18 protein-coding genes are annotated in these 19206 nt (G+C 65.1%); 14 read left to right on the plus strand and 4 right to left on the minus strand.

Annotation, left to right across the window (positions count from 1 at the left end):
- The first annotated feature begins 250 nt into the window (after window positions 1-250).
- Window positions 251-1063 carry an amino acid kinase family protein gene (locus METLW4_RS0117050; protein WP_018267444.1) on the plus strand — a complete coding sequence of 271 codons (813 nt, stop codon included), beginning with the start codon at window positions 251-253 and terminating at the stop codon, window positions 1061-1063.
- Window positions 1064-1071: 8 nt separating this feature from the next.
- Entirely contained in the window at window positions 1072-1905 is an 834-nt protein-coding gene (locus tag METLW4_RS0117055; protein WP_018267445.1) for an amino acid kinase family protein, read from the plus strand.
- Between the two features lie 51 nt (window positions 1906-1956).
- Here the strand turns inward: METLW4_RS0117055 and METLW4_RS0117060 are convergent, their stop codons facing one another.
- Together METLW4_RS0117060 and METLW4_RS0117065 are read right to left on the minus strand one after the other, a co-directional pair.
- Window positions 1957-3396, minus strand: a complete 1440-nt coding sequence (locus tag METLW4_RS0117060; RefSeq protein WP_018267446.1) for an MFS transporter — start codon at window positions 3394-3396, stop codon at window positions 1957-1959.
- Complete coding sequence (locus METLW4_RS0117065; RefSeq protein ID WP_018267447.1) at window positions 3393-4523, minus strand: cobalt-precorrin-5B (C(1))-methyltransferase; 1131 nt, start codon at window positions 4521-4523, stop codon at window positions 3393-3395. Before METLW4_RS0117065 ends, METLW4_RS0117060 begins: the two co-directional genes overlap by 4 nt.
- Window positions 4524-4618: 95 nt before the next feature.
- Between METLW4_RS0117065 and METLW4_RS0117070 the strand changes: the two genes are divergently transcribed.
- The 3 genes from METLW4_RS0117070 (at window position 4619) to METLW4_RS0117080 (ending at window position 7581) form a co-directional block, all read left to right on the plus strand.
- Window positions 4619-5170 (plus strand): YbhB/YbcL family Raf kinase inhibitor-like protein, encoded by a 552-nt coding sequence (locus tag METLW4_RS0117070; protein ID WP_018267448.1) that lies wholly within the window; start codon window positions 4619-4621, stop codon window positions 5168-5170.
- Window positions 5171-5173: 3 nt separating this feature from the next.
- Entirely contained in the window at window positions 5174-6151 is a 978-nt protein-coding gene (gene cbiB / locus METLW4_RS0117075) for an adenosylcobinamide-phosphate synthase CbiB (RefSeq protein ID WP_018267449.1), read from the plus strand.
- Between the two features lie 167 nt (window positions 6152-6318).
- The gene (locus METLW4_RS0117080; RefSeq protein ID WP_018267450.1) at window positions 6319-7581 is read left to right on the plus strand and encodes a polyhydroxyalkanoate depolymerase; all 1263 of its coding nucleotides are present in this window, start codon (window positions 6319-6321) and stop codon (window positions 7579-7581) included.
- A 53-nt stretch (window positions 7582-7634) separates the two neighbouring features.
- Here METLW4_RS0117080 and METLW4_RS0117085 read toward each other — a convergent pair whose 3' ends face one another.
- The gene (locus METLW4_RS0117085; protein WP_026191583.1) at window positions 7635-8312 is read right to left on the minus strand and encodes a DUF938 domain-containing protein; all 678 of its coding nucleotides are present in this window, start codon (window positions 8310-8312) and stop codon (window positions 7635-7637) included.
- A 42-nt stretch (window positions 8313-8354) separates the two neighbouring features.
- Window positions 8355-9398: an alpha/beta fold hydrolase gene (locus tag METLW4_RS0117090; RefSeq protein WP_018267452.1), complete on the minus strand. Its 1044-nt coding sequence runs from the start codon at window positions 9396-9398 to the stop codon at window positions 8355-8357.
- A 212-nt stretch (window positions 9399-9610) separates the two neighbouring features.
- Between METLW4_RS0117090 and METLW4_RS0117095 the strand changes: the two genes are divergently transcribed.
- The 9 genes from METLW4_RS0117095 (at window position 9611) to sucD (ending at window position 19195) form a co-directional block, all read left to right on the plus strand.
- Window positions 9611-9919, plus strand: coding sequence for a YdhR family protein (locus tag METLW4_RS0117095; protein WP_018267453.1), 309 nt, complete (start codon window positions 9611-9613; stop codon window positions 9917-9919).
- Window positions 9920-10213: 294 nt separating this feature from the next.
- Window positions 10214-10618, plus strand: a complete 405-nt coding sequence (gene msrB / locus METLW4_RS0117100; RefSeq protein ID WP_026191584.1) for a peptide-methionine (R)-S-oxide reductase MsrB — start codon at window positions 10214-10216, stop codon at window positions 10616-10618.
- A 661-nt stretch (window positions 10619-11279) separates the two neighbouring features.
- Entirely contained in the window at window positions 11280-13004 is a 1725-nt protein-coding gene (locus tag METLW4_RS0117110; protein ID WP_018267456.1) for a formate--tetrahydrofolate ligase, read from the plus strand.
- 148 nt (window positions 13005-13152) lie between these two features.
- On the plus strand, window positions 13153-14346 hold the full coding sequence (locus tag METLW4_RS0117115) for an aminotransferase class V-fold PLP-dependent enzyme (RefSeq protein WP_018267457.1): 1194 nt from the start codon (window positions 13153-13155) through the stop codon (window positions 14344-14346).
- 117 nt (window positions 14347-14463) lie between these two features.
- Window positions 14464-15405: a D-2-hydroxyacid dehydrogenase gene (locus tag METLW4_RS0117120; RefSeq protein WP_018267458.1), complete on the plus strand. Its 942-nt coding sequence runs from the start codon at window positions 14464-14466 to the stop codon at window positions 15403-15405.
- 140 nt (window positions 15406-15545) lie between these two features.
- The gene (locus METLW4_RS0117125) at window positions 15546-16406 is read left to right on the plus strand and encodes an NADP-dependent methylenetetrahydromethanopterin/methylenetetrahydrofolate dehydrogenase (protein ID WP_018267459.1); all 861 of its coding nucleotides are present in this window, start codon (window positions 15546-15548) and stop codon (window positions 16404-16406) included.
- Between the two features lie 17 nt (window positions 16407-16423).
- Window positions 16424-17053, plus strand: a complete 630-nt coding sequence (gene fchA / locus METLW4_RS0117130) for a methenyltetrahydrofolate cyclohydrolase (protein ID WP_018267460.1) — start codon at window positions 16424-16426, stop codon at window positions 17051-17053.
- Between the two features lie 62 nt (window positions 17054-17115).
- Window positions 17116-18285 (plus strand): malate--CoA ligase subunit beta, encoded by a 1170-nt coding sequence (locus METLW4_RS0117135; protein ID WP_018267461.1) that lies wholly within the window; start codon window positions 17116-17118, stop codon window positions 18283-18285.
- A 22-nt stretch (window positions 18286-18307) separates the two neighbouring features.
- Complete coding sequence (sucD, locus tag METLW4_RS0117140) at window positions 18308-19195, plus strand: succinate--CoA ligase subunit alpha (RefSeq protein ID WP_018267462.1); 888 nt, start codon at window positions 18308-18310, stop codon at window positions 19193-19195.
- The last annotated feature ends 11 nt before the right edge of the window (window positions 19196-19206 follow it).

The raw sequence follows: 19206 nt of genomic DNA on the forward strand, positions 1-19206 counted from the left end.
TCGCGCCGGGCCAGCTCCGCGGCGCGCCGTGCGACTTTGCCGCATGCTTGACGCGCTCTGCGCCGCGACTAGCTGACTGTCTCGAAATATGCGTTTTTCGTCGTTTTTTCCGGCAGAGCAGAAGAGCGTCGAAAATTGCGGCTGTCCCGGCAATAGCGCATGTTTTTCACATATTGCGGGTCTCTTCGACGCGTTCTACCTACACGCATGTGGTCGACGACAGCAGAAACAACGACGAAAGGCGTCACTGATGGCACATACGACAGCGGAGCTAGAGGCGATCCTCATGCAGCGCTCGCTCACCGACGTGGAACTTCTCGCGGCGGCGGACAAGGCCGAGGATTTTCGCATCCTGCCGGACGCGTCGGTGATCAAGATCGGTGGCCAGAGCATCATCGATCGCGGTCGCTCGGCGGTTTATCCGCTGGTCGATGAGATCGTCACCGCGCGCAAGGCGCATCAGATGCTGATCGGCACGGGCGCCGGCACGCGCGCGCGCCATCTCTATTCCATAGCGGCGGGCGTCGGCCTGCCGGCGGGCGTGCTCTCGCAGCTCGGCGCCTCTGTCGCCGATCAGAATGCGGCGATGCTCGGACAGCTGCTCGCCAAGCACGGCATTTCCGCCGTGGACGGCGCCGGCCTCTCGGCAGTGCCGCTCTATCTGCAGGAGGTCAACGCCGTCGTGTTCAGCGGCATGCCGCCTTATAATCTGTGGATGCGTCCGGCGGCCGAAGGCGTCATTCCGCCCTATCGCACCGATGCGGGCTGCTTCCTCATCGCCGAGCAATTCGGCTGCAAGGCGATGATCTTCGTCAAGGACGAGCAGGGCCTCTTCACCGCCAATCCCAAGACCGACAAGAATGCGAAATTCATCCCCAAGATCACAGTCGACGAGATGAAGGATCAGGGCCTGCAGGATTCGATCCTCGAGTTCCCGCTGCTCGATCTGCTGAAATCCGCGCGTCACATCCGCGAGGTGCAGATCGTCAACGGCCTCGTCCCCGGCAATCTGACCCGCGCTCTTTCTGGAGAGCATGTCGGCACCATCATCACCGCGAGCTGAGACGGATCATGACCCATACCTACAACATCAAGCATGTCGCCTCTCCGCTCGCGCGGCAGACCCTTCTCGACTCCGAGCTGACGCGGCCCGTCGCCGGCAAGCGTCCGATCCGCGTGTTGCCCTGGCTGCAGGTGGTGAAGATCGGCGGCCGCGCCATCATGGATCGCGGCGCCGAGGCGATCCTGCCGCTGGTGGAGGAGATCCGAAAGCTGATGCCCGAGCATCGGCTGCTCTTCCTCACCGGCGCCGGCGTGCGCGCGCGCCACCTTTATGGCGTCGGGCTCGATCTCGGCCTGCCGGTCGGCTCGCTGGCCCCGCTCGCCGCGAGCGAGGCCGGGCAGAACGGCCATATCCTCGCCTCGCTGCTCGCGCCGGAGGGCGTCTCCTATATCGAGCATCCGACCATCGCCAATCAGCTGGCGATTCACCTGAGCGCGACCCGCGCCGTGGTGGGCAGCGCCTTTCCGCCCTATCACCATCACGAGTTCCCGGGCTCGCGCATTCCGCCGCATCGGGCCGACACCGGCGCCTTTCTGCTCGCCGACGCCTATGGCGCCGCCGGCCTCACCATCGTCGAGGATGTGGACGGCCTCTACACGAGCGATCCCAACGGACCGGACGGCGAGAAGGCGCAGCTCATCCGCGAGACGAGCTTCTCCGAGCTCGCCGATCACAAGGGCACGCTGCCCTTCGACCGCGCCATGCTCGAGGTGATGGCGACCGCGCGCCATATCGATCATGTGCAGATCGTCAACGGCCTCGTCCCCGGCCGCCTCACCGCCGCTCTGCGCGGCGAACATGTGGGCACGATCATCCACACGGCCGCGCGCCGGAACAGCTGACGTCGATCGCCGGCCGAGGGGCGGAAGGCGCCCCTCGGCCGGTGGGCTCCGCTACCTCTCCCGGTGCAAATCTCTCTCTTCCATTCGCGCCAGGAAGAAGAAGCACAGAGCGATGAATATCGCGCCCACCAGAAACGCCGTGCGGAAGGTCTCGCGCAGCGCTTCCACGCCGGCGCCGGCTTCGGCGATGAGCGCGCCATGGCCGGCGCCGATGACGATGGCGCCGATCATCGCCACGATCAGCGCCGACCCCAGCTGACGCGAGAATTGCATCACCGCCGTCGCCGTGCCGAGATTATGCCCCGGCGCCGCGCTCTGCACGCAGACGGTCGTCACCGGCAGCATGGCTCCGACGCCGAAGCCGACGATCGCCAGCAGCGCATCCAGCGCGGCGAGCGGCAGATCGGCGAGAAATTGCCGGGCAATGAGCAGGGCGACGAAAGCGAGCGCGAGAGCCGCCAGCGGCGGCGCCTTGTAATGGCGCAGACGGCTGAGCAGCCGTCCCGAGGTGGCGGCGCCGGTCACTGTCGCCACGGTGAGCGGGATCAGCGCGAGGCCGGACTGGTCGGCGGAGAGGCGCAGCGCGCCCTCGAAATATAGGGGCATGTACATCGTCAGCGCGACGAAGGTTCCGAGGCCGAAGCCGCCCGCGAGAATGGCGTTGCGAATGACGTCATCGGCCAGCACGGCGAGCGGGATCAAAGGCTCCTCGGCCGTCTTGGTGCGCCAGGCGAAGATCGCCCAGCCGGCGAGCGCCGTGGCGATCAGCGCGAGAATGGGGGGCGAGCCCCAGGGATAGCGCACGCCGCCCCAGGAGAGCGCGAGCAGCGAGGCGACGGAGGCGATGATGAGCAGCGTCGCGCCGCCGATATCGACGCGATGCGGATGGCGGCGCAGCGGCAGCCGCGCCAGCTTGAAATAGGTCATGAAGAAAGCCGCGAGGCCGAGCGGCAGATTGATCCAGAAGATCAGCGACCAATGCAGATATTCGGCGAAGACGCCGCCGAGGATCGGGCCGCCGACGCTGGCGCCGGCGAAGACGATCGAGAAATAGGCGAGCGCCCGGCCGCGCTCGCGCAGGCTGACGAGATCGGCGATGATCGTCTGCGCCAGCGCGATGAGCGCGCCGCCGCCCGCGCCCTGCGCCGCGCGCGCAATGGCGAGCCAAGTGAGATTGGGCGAGACGGCGCAGGCGACCGAGCCGAGCACGAAGGTGAAAATGCCGATCAGCAGCATCACGCGCACGCCATGGATGTCGGCGAGCTTGCCGTAGAGCGGCGTCAGCGCGGTGGCGGCGACGAGATAGGCGGTGACGATCCAGGGCAGATGCTCGAAATCGCCGAGATCCTGGCCGATCGTCGGCAGAGCGGTGGCGACGATGGTCTGGTCCAGCGCCGAGAGCAGCATGGCGAGGCCGAGCCCGATCATGATCTGCAGCATCTCGCCTCTGGTCAGGTCGGCGCGCGAGAAGCCGGCGGCGGGCTTGTTCACTTTTGAGGGTCCTCTCTGCGAATCGCTGGGCGGAAGCCTGAGCTTGCGAGTATGGCGCCGTCGCGGCCGACGACGATGATCTCGAGCGCGGTCGCCGGATTGGCGAGCGCGGCGGCGGCCGTGTCCCATGCCCGTTGCGCGATCGGGGCGGCGAGGTCCACGCCCGCCGCGCGGGCGGTCGCCTGCGCCTCCAGCGCGCTATTGGCTTTTTCGATCGCCGCGCAGAGCGCCTCGCCGGCGCCGGCCGCGCGGGCGGTCGCCGCGAGATCGGGAAGATCGATCGAGGAGCGGCTGGAGTGAAGGTCGAGTCGCCCCTGCGCCAGCTTGGTCAGCTTGGCGAAGCCGCCGGCGATGGTCACGCGCGGGACCGTATGCTTGCGCAAATATTTCAGCAGGCCGCCGGCGAAGTCGCCCATCTCGATCAGCGCCTCCTCCGGCAGGCCGTAGAGCTCGCGCACGGCGTCCTCCGAGGTGGAGCCGGTAGTCGCGGCGATATGGTCGAGGCCGCAGGCGAGCGCGACGTCGACGCCGCGGTGGATGCTGTCGATCCAGGCGGAGCAGGAATAGGGCACGACGATTCCCGTGGTGCCGAGAATGGAGAGCCCGCCGATAATGCCGAGCCGTCCGTTGAGCGTCGAGCGCGCGAGCTCTTCGCCATTCTCGACGGAAATCTCGATTTGGGCGTCCGGCGCCGCGCCGAGCTCGGCGGCGGCTTCCGCTATCGCCTGCCGCATCATGGCGCGAGGAACGGGGTTTATGGCCGGCTCGCCCGGCGGCAGCGGCAGGCCGGGGCGCGTCACCACGCCGACGCCGGGGCCGGCGGCAAAGCTCACCCCTGCGCCCGCCGGCGCGCGGCGGACCTTTGCGCGGATCAGCGCGCCATGGGTGACGTCGGGATCGTCGCCCGCATCCTTCACCACGCCGGCCTCGGCATAGTCCTCGCCGCGGATGAATTGCGCGAGCGCGAAGGCGACGCGCCTTCCCCCCGGCAGGCCGATCTCCACCGGATCTGGCGGCTCGCGCCCGGAGACGAGCGCGGCAAAGGCCGCCCGCGCCGCCGCCGTGGCGCAGGCGCCGGTGGTCCAGCCGCGGCGCAGCGGGGGGGTCGTCGAATCCGCGTCTGTCATGGGCGACACATAAACCGCATTCTCTCCGCGCGACACTGCGCGCGCTTTGGACTAGAAGAAGCCTCCCATACCGAGCAGCGAGACAGGGGGCCGAAATGACGCGCAATCTCCTCGATTTCCACATTCTCCTCGCGCCGGCGGAGGCCGCGGGCGGCGGCTTCTCGCTGTCCAGCCCGGATATCGCCGAGGGCGCGACCATCGATCGCAAATTCGTTTTCGACGATTTCGGCGGGACAGGCGACAATGTCTCGCCGCAGCTGAATTGGAGCGAGCCGCCGGCCGGAACCAAGAGCTTCGCGCTCTTCTGCCACGACCCGGACGCGCCGACCGGCGGCGCCGGCTTCTGGCATTGGCTCGTCGTCGATATTCCCGCCTCGGCGCGCGCGCTGGCGCAAGGCGCCGGAGCGGCGGGCGGCGCCGGCCTGCCCGCGGGCGCGAAGCCCATTCGCAATGATTACGGCTTCTCGCATTGGGGCGGTCCTTGCCCGCCGGTCGGCGATCCGCCGCATCGCTATGTCTTCACTGTCTATGCGCTGAGTGTCGAGAAAGTGGAGGCGCCGGAGGGCGCGACGGCCTCGCTCGTCGGCTTCATCGTCAATCAGAACGTCCTCGCCAAGGCGAGCCTCACCGGCCTTTACGGCCGCTGAGCCTTGCTCGCTGCTCTCGCGGATAATCTGGCGCTCGCCGCGCTCGGTCTGTCGATCGAGGCGGCGATCGGCTATCCGCAATGGCTCTTCGCGGCGATCGGCCATCCGGTCACTTGGATCGGCGCGCTGATCGCGACGCTGGATCGCTCGCTCAATCGCGATGGCGCGCCGCCGCCGCTGCGCCGTCTCGCCGGCGTCCTCGCGATTCTCATCATCGTCGCCATCGCTTTCGCGATCGGACTTCTGCTGCAGGCGGCCTGCCTCGCTCTGCCTTTCGGGATTGTCCCGCTCGCCGTGCTGACCTCGAGCCTCTACGCCCAGCGCAGCCTCTATTCGCATGTGAAGGATGTGGCCGAGGAGCTCGATCATTCGCTCGAGCGCGGCCGCGCCAGCGTCGGAAAAATCGTCGGCCGCGACGTCTCGCGGCTGGACGAGGCGGGCGTGAGCCGGGCGGCGATCGAAAGCCTCGCCGAGAATTTCTCGGACGGAGTCATCGGCCCGGCGCTCGCCACCGTCTTGTTCGGACTGCCCGGCGCGCTCATATACAAAAGCGTCAATACGGCCGACAGCATGATAGGCCATAGGACGATGCGACACGAAGCGTTCGGTTGGGCGAGCGCCCGATTGGACGATCTCCTCAATCTCCCGGCCGCGCGCCTCTCGGCGGCGCTCATCGCCACAGGCGCAGCAATGACGGGAGGCTCTCTCCGGGCCGCGATTTCGACCTCTCTGCGCGACGCGGGCGCGCACGCCTCGCCCAACGCCGGCTGGCCGGAGGCGGCGATGGCCGGCGCGCTGGATTTGCGGCTCGGCGGCCCGCGCGCCTATGGCGCGCATGAGGTGAAGGGCGCCTGGCTCGGTTCCGGGCGCAGCGAGGCGACGCCGGCGGATATTCGCCGCGCCTTGCGGATTTTCAGCTGCGCCGCGGCGACAGCGATCTGCGCTTTTGCAGGCGCCGCTCTGACGATGCTTAGTAATTGAGCAGATTAGCTGATGCTTAGGCGGGCGCTGTGAAAAATTTTTGGCGCCAAGCGCAAAACATCACCAGATTTCATTTCAGGAGACATTGACTATGCTATAATTTCTTTTTTGTGCGTCGCAGCACAGCTCGAATGAGCGGCGGCCGCGCATGAAGGGAGCGTGGAGAGATGGACCGGATATCGTACCAGTTCTATGAGATGATGCACTTGGCTTTCGCCCCGGCGCGGGCGATGTCGGACGCTACTCTCACGACCTTCAAAAATCCGTTCAATCCCTTCTCGCATACGTCGGTAGGGCGCAGCGTCGCGGCGGCGGCCGAATTGTTCGAGCGCATGACGCGCCGCTACGGCAAGCCGATCTTCGACCTTCCCGAGACGCTGATCGACGGCGTGGCGACGCCCATCGTCGAGGAGGTGGTGTGGGAGCGGCCTTTCTGTCGGCTGCTGCATTTCCAGCGCGTCTTCCAGGGCGAGGCGCCGCGCCAATCCAAGCTGCTGATCGTCGCGCCGATGTCCGGCCATTACGCCACTCTGCTGCGCGGCACGGTGGAGGCCTTTCTGCCGAGCCATGACGTCTACATCACCGATTGGTCCGACGCGCGTTCCGTGCCGACCGAGAAAGGCGTCTTCGGCCTCGACGATTATGTCGATTATCTCATCGACGCGCTGCGCTTCCTGTCGAAGCGCGACGACGGCGTTCCCTTGCATACGCTCGGCGTCTGCCAGGCGTCCGTGCCGCTCGTCTGCGCCATTGCGGCGCTGGATGGCGAGGGCGGCGTCGACGCCCCCGAATCCATGGTGCTGATGGGCGGGCCGATCGATCCGCGCCGCAGCCCTACCGCGGTCAATCGTCTCGCCGTGGAGCGCGGCGTCGATTGGTTCCACCGCAATTGCATCCATACCGTGCCCTTTCCTCATGCCGGGCTCGGGCGCAAGGTCTATCCGGGCTTTCTGCAGCTCTCGGGCTTCATGGCGATGAATCTCGAGCGCCATGTCGCCGCGCATTTCGATATGTTCAACCATCTCGTCGAGGGCGACGGCGATTCCGCCGAGAAGCATCGCGACTTCTACGACGAATATCTCGCAGTCATGGATCTCGCCGCCGAGTTCTATCTCGAGACGGTCGAGAAAGTGTTCATCCGCCACGAGATTCCGCAGGGCCTGCTGCGTCATCGCGGCGAGATCATCGATCTTTCGGCCATACAGCGCACCGCTCTGCTGACGGTCGAAGGCGAGAAGGACGACATCTCCGGCGTCGGCCAGACCTATGCCGCGCAAGAGCTGTGCGCCAATATTCCAGACGTCCGCAAGCAGCATTATCTGCAGGAGGGCGTCGGCCATTATGGCGTCTTCAACGGCTCGCGTTTCCGCCGCGAGATCGTTCCGCGCATCCGCGATTTCTTTGCGCGGGTGGAGACCTATTCCAGCTGAGTGGCAGGCGCTTCTCCCCGCGCGTTTTGCGGCGGGGAGAAGGCTCGAAACCGTCAGGCGCGGCCGAAGATCAGGATGAAATTATTGGCCGGAAGATCGAGGATCTTCTTCAGCGCGATTCCATGCGGCGCCGCCGCCTTCTCGAGGTCCCGCACGTCCTTCAGCCCCCATTCGGAGACCTGGGCGGCGAGGATTTCCTTGTCGAAGGCTTCATTGGAGGCGGTCGTATATCCGCCCTCCACCTTGAACGGGCCATAAATGGCGACGAATCCGTCCTTGGTCAGCAGCTTCGCCGCGAGCTGCGCAATGCCGTCCGCTATGGAGACGGGCGCGACCTGGAACAGATTGACGACGAAGATCACGTCATAGAGCCGATCTTTCGGATCGGGCCAGGTCTCGGATTTGGTGAGATCGATCTTCAGCGGATCGGCGACATTTGCGTTTCCCGCTTCCGCGCGCTTGGCCTTGATCGTCTCGAAGACATCCGAGTCGTAATCGGAGGGCTGCAGGAACAGCTCCTTGAAGTGCGGCGCGAAATAATTGATGTGATTGCCCGCGCCGCTGGCCAGCTCGAGCACATTGCCGCTCTTTGGAAAAATCTCCTTGAACACGTCGAGGATCGGGTCGCGATTGCGATTTCCCGCCCAGGCGACATAGGGGCTGAGCGGATAGGGATCGATCGGCGGACGGTCGGCGGGAACGACGACGGCCTCTGCGGTGACGTTCGACATTGCATGCTCCTCCATTAGCTCGCACAGGGAATTCGCGCGCCGTCAGGCGGCGAGCAGCTCGGCGAGATGACGATCGATCGCCGCATTGTAGGCGCCGTCCGCTCCGAAGAGGGCGAGATGGCCCCAGGGCGACGACACGCGGCGCAATCGGCTATTGGGAATGAGCTTCTGCTCGGCCTCTATGTCGGCGAGCGGGAAGAAGCCGTCTTCGTCGATGGCGATGACCGATGTGTCGGCGCGAATTCGGCCGAGCGCGGCCGAAAGATCGCCATCGGCGTTTCGCGAGACGTCGGCGTCGCGCCACTTGCGGAGCAGCAGAAGAAGATTGTTGGGGTCCTGCGGCAGGAAGTGATTTTCGACGAAGCCGGTGACGAAATCATCGGTCGTCGTGAAGCCCAGCTCTGCAAAGCCGCGCGTGTTGTAGAGCGCCGGCGAGAAGCCGGAGGCCGCGAAGAGGCGGGCGTGTCGGCGCAAGCCGCGATGGACGCGAGAGGCGCGCTCGTACCAGCCCTCCTCGAAGGCGGGATCGGAGACGATCGCATCGATGAATGTCTGCACCAGCAGACGATTGTGCGGCGTGCCGCGCGCGAGGCCGGCGATGGGCGCGGCGCGCCGCACGGCCTCGGGAAAACGCACGGCCCATTCATAGGTCTGCTGCGCGCCCATGGAGCCGCCGAGCACGAGGGCGAGACGCTCGATTCCGAAAATCTCCGTCACCAGACGATGCTGCGCGCGCACGTCGTCGGCGATCTCCGCCTGGGGAAAGCGCGCGGCGCCGAAGGGCGCGCGCGTGCCGCTCGGCGAGCTGGAGAGGCCGGCGCCGATCTGATTGACCAGGATGATGAAATATTTTTCTGGATCGAGCGCGCGGCCGGGGCCGACATAGGCGAGCTCGAGAATTTTCGACGAGCCGGAATACCAGCTGGGAAACAGCACGGCGTTGTCGCGCGACGGCGAGAGCGTTCCGAAAGTGGCGTAGGCGATCTCGAGGTCGCGAATTTTCTCTCCGCTCACCAGATCGAAATCGCCGAGCGCCTGTTTCTCGAAAGGGCCGTGGATTTTCTGCGAGTAGTAAGCCTCGGTCACGCCTGCCTCCGCATCGGGTCGCGCAGAGGCTGCTAAAACATATCGAAAAGATCAAGATATAAAAATTGGGCAGGCGAATTGTCGCATATAAAACAAAACTGTCATATTGCTATGCTGACGCTGTGACGAAAATTAGCATTGTTAGACTAGTAGGATTATGATTTTAATTGCCGCCGAATGCGCGTGAGCGCGAGAGGCTCCCGGAGGCCGGCATGGGCGAGAAGATATTTCTCTACGCGGAAATTCAGGTGTCGATTCCTTTCGAGCAAATCCCATGGAAGGAGATCGATGTCGCGATGAAGAAAAATCCCGGCATAAAAAGCAAGACTTGGCTCAGCGGGATCAACACCAACACAATCGGCGGATTCTACGAGTTCGATTCGCTCGAGAACGCCAAGGCCTACGCCACGGGCTATCTCGCCGAGGCGGCGCAGCAGCTCGGCGGCTCGCTGACGGTGCGGCTCTACAATGGCGATGTCGTCGCCGAGGCCAGCAAGGCGATCTACTCGCCCTTCTACTGAAGACGCGCGCCGCTCGACGAGATCGAAGGCCGAGCGCATGGCGCTATCGAGGCGATGTTCGCCGCCGAAAGCCGAAGCGGGATAGACGTCGCGGCGTGCGCGTCTCTGTCTCGCCCCGCGCGGAAACATCATAGATCGAGCCGCGCGCAGAAGGCGGGGCGTCCACGCGGGGCGCCGCGCTTTTCCGCATGGAATCGCCCCACTGGCGCGCAAACGATCTTCTCCGTGACGCCCGGTCCCGATAAGCTTCGTCATGTCGCCGGCGGCGAACCGAACGCTCTCGAGGAGGACGCCATGACCAGCGGAGATCAATTCCCCGTCACCCGCACCGAGGAGGAGTGGCGCGCGCGCCTCACTCCCGATCAATATGTCATCATGCGCCGTCATGGCACGGAGCCGCCGGGCAGCTGCGCGCTCGAGCATGAGAAGCGCCCTGGCGTGTTCTCCTGCGCCGGCTGCGATCAGCCGCTCTTCGCCACGCGGCAGAAATTCTCGAGCGGCTCGGGCTGGCCCAGCTTCTTCGATCCGCTCGACGGCGCCATCGCCACTTCGGTGGATCACTCTCACGGCATGACCCGCACCGAGGTGCATTGCAGCCGCTGCGGCTCGCATCTCGGCCATGTCTTTCCCGACGGCCCGCCGCCCACCGGCCTGCGCTATTGCATCAATGGCCTCGCCCTGACTTTTTTTCCCGAGTGACGGGCGGGTAGGCGCTATCCCATTCGTCTTGCGACCCTCCCCTCCCCCGCTCGAAGGGGTACGGGTGGGCCGTGGCGACGCTCCAATGCAGGCTCCCACGCTCCTTTCGATCGGGGCCGCCGGCGCGGTCGGCACGATTTCACGCTCGAGCCCTTGCTTTTTAACCGTAGAAATGAAGAGCCGCCGACGTCATGCGCGTCGTGAAGATCGATATCATCCGCTCCGATCGGATAGGTAAAGGGTGGGCGATCGGTCCCGGCTATTCGAATATGCGAAGCGCGCCGGGCGCGTCTCCGAACGAAGAGGAGAGCGCCGCAATCGCGCGTTTTCCGCGGAAACTCTGGGCGATATCGCCTGATAATTTCGCTTGACGAGGAATTTCGATCTCTCCATAGCCACGGGGCCGCGGATATCGATCGGCGTCTTGCAGGCAGGAGACGATGTCGCAGGGCCGAATGTCCGCCAGCCGTGGTTCTTGATGAAACTATCGGAAGGTTCTAGTTTCGCGGAACAATGACGGCGAAGACCGGGGTTCTCGGTCTTGGCCCGACGGCCGTTGGCGGCGCGCGCAGGGATTTCCACTGCGCGAGGCATGGCCATTCGGCCCGGATAAATCTTCGAGGGCGGACGAAACGCTTTCTGCGAGGGGAGAGAAATTGTAATGTCCGATACGTCCATCCCGGCCAGCGGGAAAGGCAACCAGCATCTTTCTCCCAAATCCGATATCGAGATCTCTCAAGCGGCGTCCATGCGTCCGATCGTCGACGTCGCCCGCGAGAAGCTCGGCATCCCCGCCGAACATGTGTTGCCTTACGGACATTACAAGGCGAAAATCTCCCTCGATTATCTCAATTCCCTGCAGGACCGCCCGGACGGCAAGCTGATCCTCGTCACCGCCATCACGCCGACGCCCGCCGGCGAAGGCAAGACGACCACCACGGTCGGCCTCGGCGACGCGCTCAATCACATCGGCAAGAAGGCCATCATGTGCCTTCGCGAGCCGAGCCTCGGCCCCTGCTTCGGCGTGAAGGGCGGCGCCGCCGGCGGCGGATATGCACAAGTCGTGCCTATGGAGGACATCAACCTCCATTTCACCGGCGACTTCCACGCCATCGGCGCGGCCAATAATCTGCTCTCCGCGCTCATCGACAATCATGTCTATTGGGGCAATTCGCTCGGCGTCGATCCGCGCCGCATCTCCTGGCGCCGCGCCGTGGACATGAACGACCGCTCGCTGCGCTCGATCGTCTCCTCGCTCGGCGGCGTGGCCAATGGCTTCCCGCGCGAGGACGGCTTCGACATCACCGTCGCCTCCGAGGTGATGGCGATCTTCTGCCTCGCCACCAGCCTAGAGGACCTTCAGCGCCGGCTCGGCGACATCATCGTCGCGCAGACGCGCGACAAGAAGAACATTCGCGCCTCCGAGCTGAAGGCGCAGGGCTCCATGGCCGCGCTGCTGAAGGACGCCATCGCGCCCAATCTGGTGCAGACGCTCGAGAACAACCCGGCCTTCATCCATGGCGGGCCTTTCGCCAATATCGCCCATGGCTGCAATTCGGTGATCGCCACCAAGGCGGCGCTGAAGCTCGCCGATTATGTGGTGACGGAAGCCGGCTTCGGCGCCGATCTCGGCGCGGAGAAGTTCTTCGACATCAAATGCCGCAAGGCGGGCATCAAGCCGGACGTCACTGTCATCGTCGCGACAATTCGCGCGCTGAAGATGCATGGCGGCGTCGCCAAGGACGATCTGAAGGTCGAGAATGTCGCGGCGCTGGAGAAGGGCTTCGCCAATCTGAAGCGCCATATCGCCAATGTGCAGAAGTTCGGCGTGCCGGTGATCGTCTCCGTCAACCGCTTCAGCACCGACACGCAGGCGGAGATCGAGCTGCTGCAGAAGCTGTCCGAGGCCGAGGGCGTCGATTGCGTGCTCGCCGATCATTGGGGTTCCGGCGGTCCCGGCGCGGCGGAACTCGCCCATAAGGTCGTCTCGACGATCGAGGCCAAGCCGTCGCAGTTCAAGCCGCTCTACGCGGACGATCTGCCGCTCGTCGAGAAGGTGCGCACCATCGCCCGCGAGCTCTATGGCGCTTCGGACATCTCGCTCGATCCGTCGGTGAAGACGCGCTTCGCGGAGCTGGAGAAAGAGGGCTTCGGCCATCTGCCGGTCTGCATCGCCAAGACGCAATACAGCTTCTCGACCGACGCCAACGCCAAGGGCGCGCCCTCGGGTCACGTGATTCCGGTGCGCGAGCTGCGGCTGTCGGCGGGCGCGGAATTCGTCGTCGTCGTCTGCGGCGACATCATGACCATGCCGGGCCTGCCCAAGGTTCCCGCCGCCAATAATATCGAGGTCGGCGCGGACGGGCGGATCGCCGGCCTGTTCTAGGGCGCTCCTCGCCCGAGCGTTCTCGCTCGGGCGATACGAGCCGGCTCTGAGCGCGGCCGCCGCGGGAAGAAGCAACGGACGCCGGGCCTCGTCGCCAGCGTCCAACGACAACAAACTCGAACCGATGAGCTCGAAGGGAGCCCAAGACATGTCGAATTCCAGAATTCCGGGCCGCAATTTTCTGTTCGTTCCGGGCCCGACCAATATTCCCGATCGTATTCTGCGCGCGATGAACGTCGTCTCCGAGGACCATCGTTCGCCGAAGTTCCCCGAGCTGACGCTGCCGCTGTTCACCCAGCTCAAGAAGGTCTTCAAGACCGAGAGCGGCCAGGCCTTCATCTTCCCGGCTTCGGGCACCGGCGGCTGGGAAGCGGCGATCACCAACACTCTGTCGCCCGGCGACAAGGTCATCGCGCAGCGTTTCGGCCAGTTCACCCATCTGTGGATCGACCTCGCCAAGCGCATCGGCCTCGATGTGATCGAGCAGGACGAGGAGTGGGGCGTCGGCAACAATCCCGACCGCATCGAAGAGACGCTGAAGGCCGACAAGAATCACGAGATCAAGGCCGTCTTCGCCACGCATAACGAGACCGCCACGGGCGTGACCTCGGACATCGGCGCGGTGCGCAAGGCGATCGACAACGCCAAGCATCCGGCGCTGCTGTTCGTCGACGGCGTGTCCTCGGTCGGCTCGCTCGACTTCAAGCAGGACGAGTGGGGCGTCGACGTCGCGGTCTCCGGCTCGCAGAAGGGCTTCATGCTGCCGGCGGGCCTCGCCCTCCTCAGCGTCAGCCAGAAGGCGCTGAAGGCCGGCGAGACCGCCAAGCTGCATCGCGCCTATTTCGACTTCCAGGATCATGTGAAGGCGAACGCCACCGGCTATTTCCCCTACACGCCGGCGCTGCCGCTGCTCTACGGCCTGCGCGAGTCGCTCAATGTTCTGTTCGAGGAAGGCCTCGATCAGGTCTATGCGCGTCATCACCATCTCGCCGAGGGCGTGCGCGCCGCGGTCGCGGCCTGGGGCCTCAAGCCCTGCGCCAAGGAAGCCAAGTGGAACTCCGACACGGTGACCGCCATCGTGGTGCCGGAAGGCTTCGACGCCGCCAAGGTCATCGAGATCGCCTATAAGCGCTACAATCTCGCGCTCGGCGCCGGCCTCAACAAGGTCGCCGGCAAGGTGTTCCGCATCGGCCATCTCGGCGACCTCAACGAGCTGATGCTGCTCGGCGCCATCGCGGGCGCGGAAATGGCGATGCTCGACGTCGGCATTCCGGTCACGGCCGGCAGCGGCGTCGCGGCGGCCCAGGCCGTCTATCGCGCCAATCCGATCCTCCAGGCCTGATGATTCGCGGCCTCGTCCCATTGCGGGCGAGGCCGCTTCTTCAAAACGAGACGCGACGAATTACGTCGCAAAATGTCGAGCCGAAACGGCCGAGCGACTTCGGGGGAAGCAGCAAACATGTCGCACAAAATCGTCTTTCTCGATCGCGAGACGCTCGACGCCGATTTGCGCAAGCCGAATTTCCCGCATGATTATACGGAATATGCGCAGACCTCTCCGGCCGATGTGGTCGAGCGCCTCAAAGGCGCGACCATCGCCATCACCAATAAGGTGCCGCTGCGCGAGGAAGCGCTGAAGCAGCTTCCAGATTTGAAGCTGATCGCCGTCGCCGCCACCGGCACCGACGTGATCGACAAGGCCTATACGACGGCCAATGGAATCACCGTCTCCAATATCCGCAATTACGCCTACAACACGCTTCCCGAGCATGTGATCGCGCTGATCTTCGCGCTGCGCCGCAATCTCGTGAACTATGTGGATTCGGTGCGCCGCGGCCGTTGGCAGGAGTCGAACCAGTTCTGCTATTTCGACTATCCGATCTACGACATCGCCGGCTCGACGCTCGGCATCATCGGCTATGGCGCGCTCGGCAAGTCGATCGCGACGCGCGCCGAGGCGCTGGGCATGAAGCTGCTCATCAATGACGTCGTTCCCGGCCCCGGCATCGTCGACATTCCGACGATTCTGCGCGAGGCCGATGTCGTGACGCTCAATCTGCCGCTGACGCCGCAGACGAAGAATCTCATCGGCGCGAAAGAGCTCGCCTCGATGAAGAAGACCTCGATCATCATCAACACCGCGCGCGGCGGCATCGTCGACGAGCAGGCGCTCGCCGATGCGCTGCGCAATGGCGTCATCGCCGGCGCCGGCTTCGACGTGCTGACCGTCGAGCCGCCCAAGCAGGGCAATATTCTGCTCGATCCGACGATTCCCAATCTCATCGTCACGCCGCATGTCGCCTGGGCCTCCAAGGAGGCGATGCAGGTGCTGGCCGATCAGCTGATCGACAATGTCGACGCTTTCGTCGCCGGCGCGCCGCGCAACATCGTGACCGCGTGACGGCGTTTCGCCGGACCAAGACAATGTCGAGCCGTCATTGCGAGAAGCGGAGCGACGAAGCAATCTAGGGCCGCCGGCGCGTTGCTGGATTGCTTCGCTTCGCTCGCAATGACGCTCGCGCAGTCAATGGATGACAACGAATGACTCAGAAGCTCCTCTTCCTTCTCGACACCGATCCGGTCCCCAGCGTGTTCGACACGGTCGTCGCTTATGACGGCGGCGCGGATCATGTCATCGGCTACGCCAATGTGACGCCCGCCAATGTCGGCGCGCTGGTCGACGGCGCGATCTACACGCGCGGCCCGAAGGAGAAGCAGTTCACCGCGCTCTTCGTGGGCGGCGGCGATATGGTCGCGGGCGAGACGCTGTTCAAAGCCGTGCGCAAGCGCTTCTTCTCCAATTTCCGCGTCTCCGTGATGCTCGACTCCAACGGCTCCAACACGACGGCCGCCGCCGGCGTGGCGCTGCTCGCCAAGGCCAAGCCGCTCGCCGGCAAAAAGGCCATCGTGCTCGCCGGCACCGGCCCGGTGGGCCTGCGCGCCGCGGCCTTCCTGCATTCGGAGGGCGCCGAGGTCGCCATCACCTCGCGCCAGAAGTCGCGCGCCGACGCTGCGGCCGCCGCGCTGCAGGAGCGTTTCGGCTTCACGCCCACGGCGATCGAGGCCGTCGATAACGCCGCCCGCGCCGCGGCGGTGAAGGGAACCAATATCGTCTTCGCAGCCGGCGCCATCGGCGTGCAGCTGCTGGAAGAGAAGGATTGGCAGAACGATCCGACGATCGAGCTGCTCGCGGACGTCAATGCGCAGCCGCCGCTCGGCATCGGCGGCGTCGAGGCGACCGACAAGGCCAAGGAGCGTCACGGCAAGATCGTCATCGGCGCGCTCGGCGTCGGCGGCTTGAAGCTGAAGCTGCATCGCGCCTGCATCGGCCAGCTGTTCGAGGCGTCCGACAAGGTGCTCGACGCCGAGGAAATCTACGCGCAAGCCAAGGCCAACGCCTGACCCGAGGATCGACGAGAATGACCAAGGACGAAACGATCGGCAAATTTCTCGACGATCTCGCCAGCGAGCGGCCGACTCCGGGCGGCGGCGGCGCCGCCGCGGTGATGGGCGCGATCGGCGCGGCGCTGGTGTCGATGGTCGCCAATCTCACCATCGGCAAGAAGAATTACGAAGCCGTCGAGGAAGACCTCAAAGCCGCGCGGGCCGAGGCGGAGCGCGTCCGCGCCGAGCTGACCGCGGCGATCGACGAGGATGTCGTTGCCTTCAATTCGGTGATGGGCGCCTATGGCCTGCCGCGCGCCACCGATGACGAGAAAGCCGCGCGATCGGCCGCCATTCAGGCGGCGTTGAAGGACGCCACGCTCGCGCCGCTGCGCGCCGTGAAGGCCTGCTTCGAGGTGATCGTCCTGTCCGAGGCCGCCGCCGACAAGGGCAATCTCAACGTTATCAGCGACGCCGGCGTCGCCGTTCTCGCGGCCAATGCCGGATTGCGGAGCGCCGCGCTCAACGTCTACATCAATGCGAAGGCGATCAAGGATCGCGAATTCGCCGAGAAGCAGATCGCCGAGGTCGAGGCCCTGCTGGCCGCGGCCGCCGACAAGACCGAAGCCGTCTACAAGGTCGTGAGAGGCAAGATCGGCTCGTGAGTTTCGGCTCGTAAAATTTCGCCGCTCGCGGCGGCGACAAAAACTGCAAGGGGAGAGGAAACATGGACGTCCATGAGTATCAAGCCAAGGAATTATTGGCGAGCTGCGGCGTCGCGGTGCCCCCCGGCACCGTCGCTTTCAGCCCCGACCAGGCCGTTTACGCCGCCACCGAGCTCGGCGGCTCGCATTGGGTGGTGAAGGCGCAGATTCACGCCGGCGCGCGCGGCAAGGCGGGCGGCATCAAGCTGTGCCGCACCTATCACGAGGTTCAGCAGGCCGCGCGCGAATTGCTCGGCAAGCGTCTCGTCACCAAGCAGACCGGGCCGGAAGGCAAGCCGGTGCAGCGCGTTTATGTCGAGCTCGCCGACCCCTATGAGCGCGAGCTCTATCTCGGCTTCGTTCTCGACCGCAAGCTCGAGCGCGTGCGCGTCATCGCCTCCAAGCATGGCGGCATGGAGATCGAGGAGATCGCCAAGACCGATCCCGACGCTATTCTCCAGGTCATCGTCGAGCCGGCCGTCGGCCTGCTGCCCTTCCAGGCGCGCGAGCTGGCCTTTCAGCTCGGCCTCAATCTCAAGCAGGTGTCGCGCGCGGTTCAGTCGATCCTCGGCGCCTATCGCGCCTTCCGCGACAATGACGCGACCATGCTGGAGATCAATCCGCTGGTCGTCACCAAGGACGACAAGGTTCTCGCGCTCGACGCGAAAATGTCCTTCGACGACAACGCTCTCTTCCGTCGCCGCAACATCGTCGACATGAACGATCCCTCGCAGTCCGACCCGCGCGAGGCGCAGGCGCTCGAGCATTCGCTCAACTACATCGGCCTCGATGGCGAGATCGGCTGCATCGTCAATGGCGCTGGCCTCGCGATGGCGACGATGGACATGATCAAGCACGCCGGCGGCAATCCGGCCAACTTCCTCGATGTCGGCGGCGGCGCCTCGGCCGAGCGCGTCGCGACGGCCTTCCGTCTCGTGCTCTCCGACGCCAATGTGAAGGTGGTGCTCGTCAACATCTTCGCCGGCATCAATCGCTGCGACTGGGTCGCGCAGGGCGTCATCGACGCGGTGAAGGCGACCAACATCACGGCGCCGCTGGTCGTGCGTCTCGCCGGCACCAATGTCGAGGCCGGCCGCAAGCTGCTCGACGAGAGCGGCATCAATGTCATCACCGCCGATTCGCTGGCCGACGCCGCCCAAAAGGCCGTCGCCGCTTGGCGCTCCGTGAAGTGAGCGGCGAGGCCGGGAGGAAACCATGAGCATTCTCATCGACGAAAAAACGCCCATCCTCGTCCAGGGCATCACCGGCGACAAGGGCAGCTTCCACGCCAAGGAGATGATCGACTACGGCACCAATGTCGTCGCCGGCGTCACTCCGGGCAAGGGCGGCAAGACCGTGCATGGCGTGCCGATCTTCGACACGGTGCGCGAGGCGGTGAAGCAGACCGGCGCGACCACCAGCATCACCTTCGTGGCGCCGCCTTATGCGGCGGACGCGATCATGGAGGCTGCGGACGCCGGCATTCGCCTCATCTGCTCCATCACCGACGGCATTCCTGCGCAGGACATGATGCGCGTGAAGCGCTATTTCCTGCGCTATCCGCGCGAGAAGCGTCCGACCATGGTCGGGCCGAATTGCGCCGGCATCATCAGCCCCGGCAAGGCCATGCTCGGCATCATGCCCGGCCATATCTACAAGCAGGGCAATGTCGGCCTCATCTCGCGCTCCGGCACGCTCGGCTATGAGGCGGCCTCACAGCTGAAGGAGCTCGGTCTCGGCATCTCGACCTCGGTCGGCATCGGCGGCGATCCGATCAACGGCTCGTCCTTCCTCGATCATCTCGTGCTGTTCGATCAGGACCCGGAGACGGAAGCCGTGCTCATCATCGGCGAGATCGGCGGTCCGCAGGAGGCCGAGGCCGCGGCCTGGATCAAGGAGAATTTCTCCAAGCCCGTGGTCGGCTTCGTCGCCGGCCTCACCGCGCCCAAGGGCCGCCGCATGGGCCATGCCGGCGCCATCATCTCGGCGACCGGCGACAGCGCCGCGGAGAAGACCGAGATCATGAAGTCCTACGGCCTCGCCGTGGCGCCGAGCCCGGCCGAGTTCGGCTCCGCCGTCGCCGCCGTGCTGAAGCGCGCGTGACACGACACTCG

It is taken from the genome of Methylosinus sp. LW4, from assembly GCF_000379125.1.
Classification (GTDB): Bacteria; Pseudomonadota; Alphaproteobacteria; order Rhizobiales; family Beijerinckiaceae; genus Methylosinus.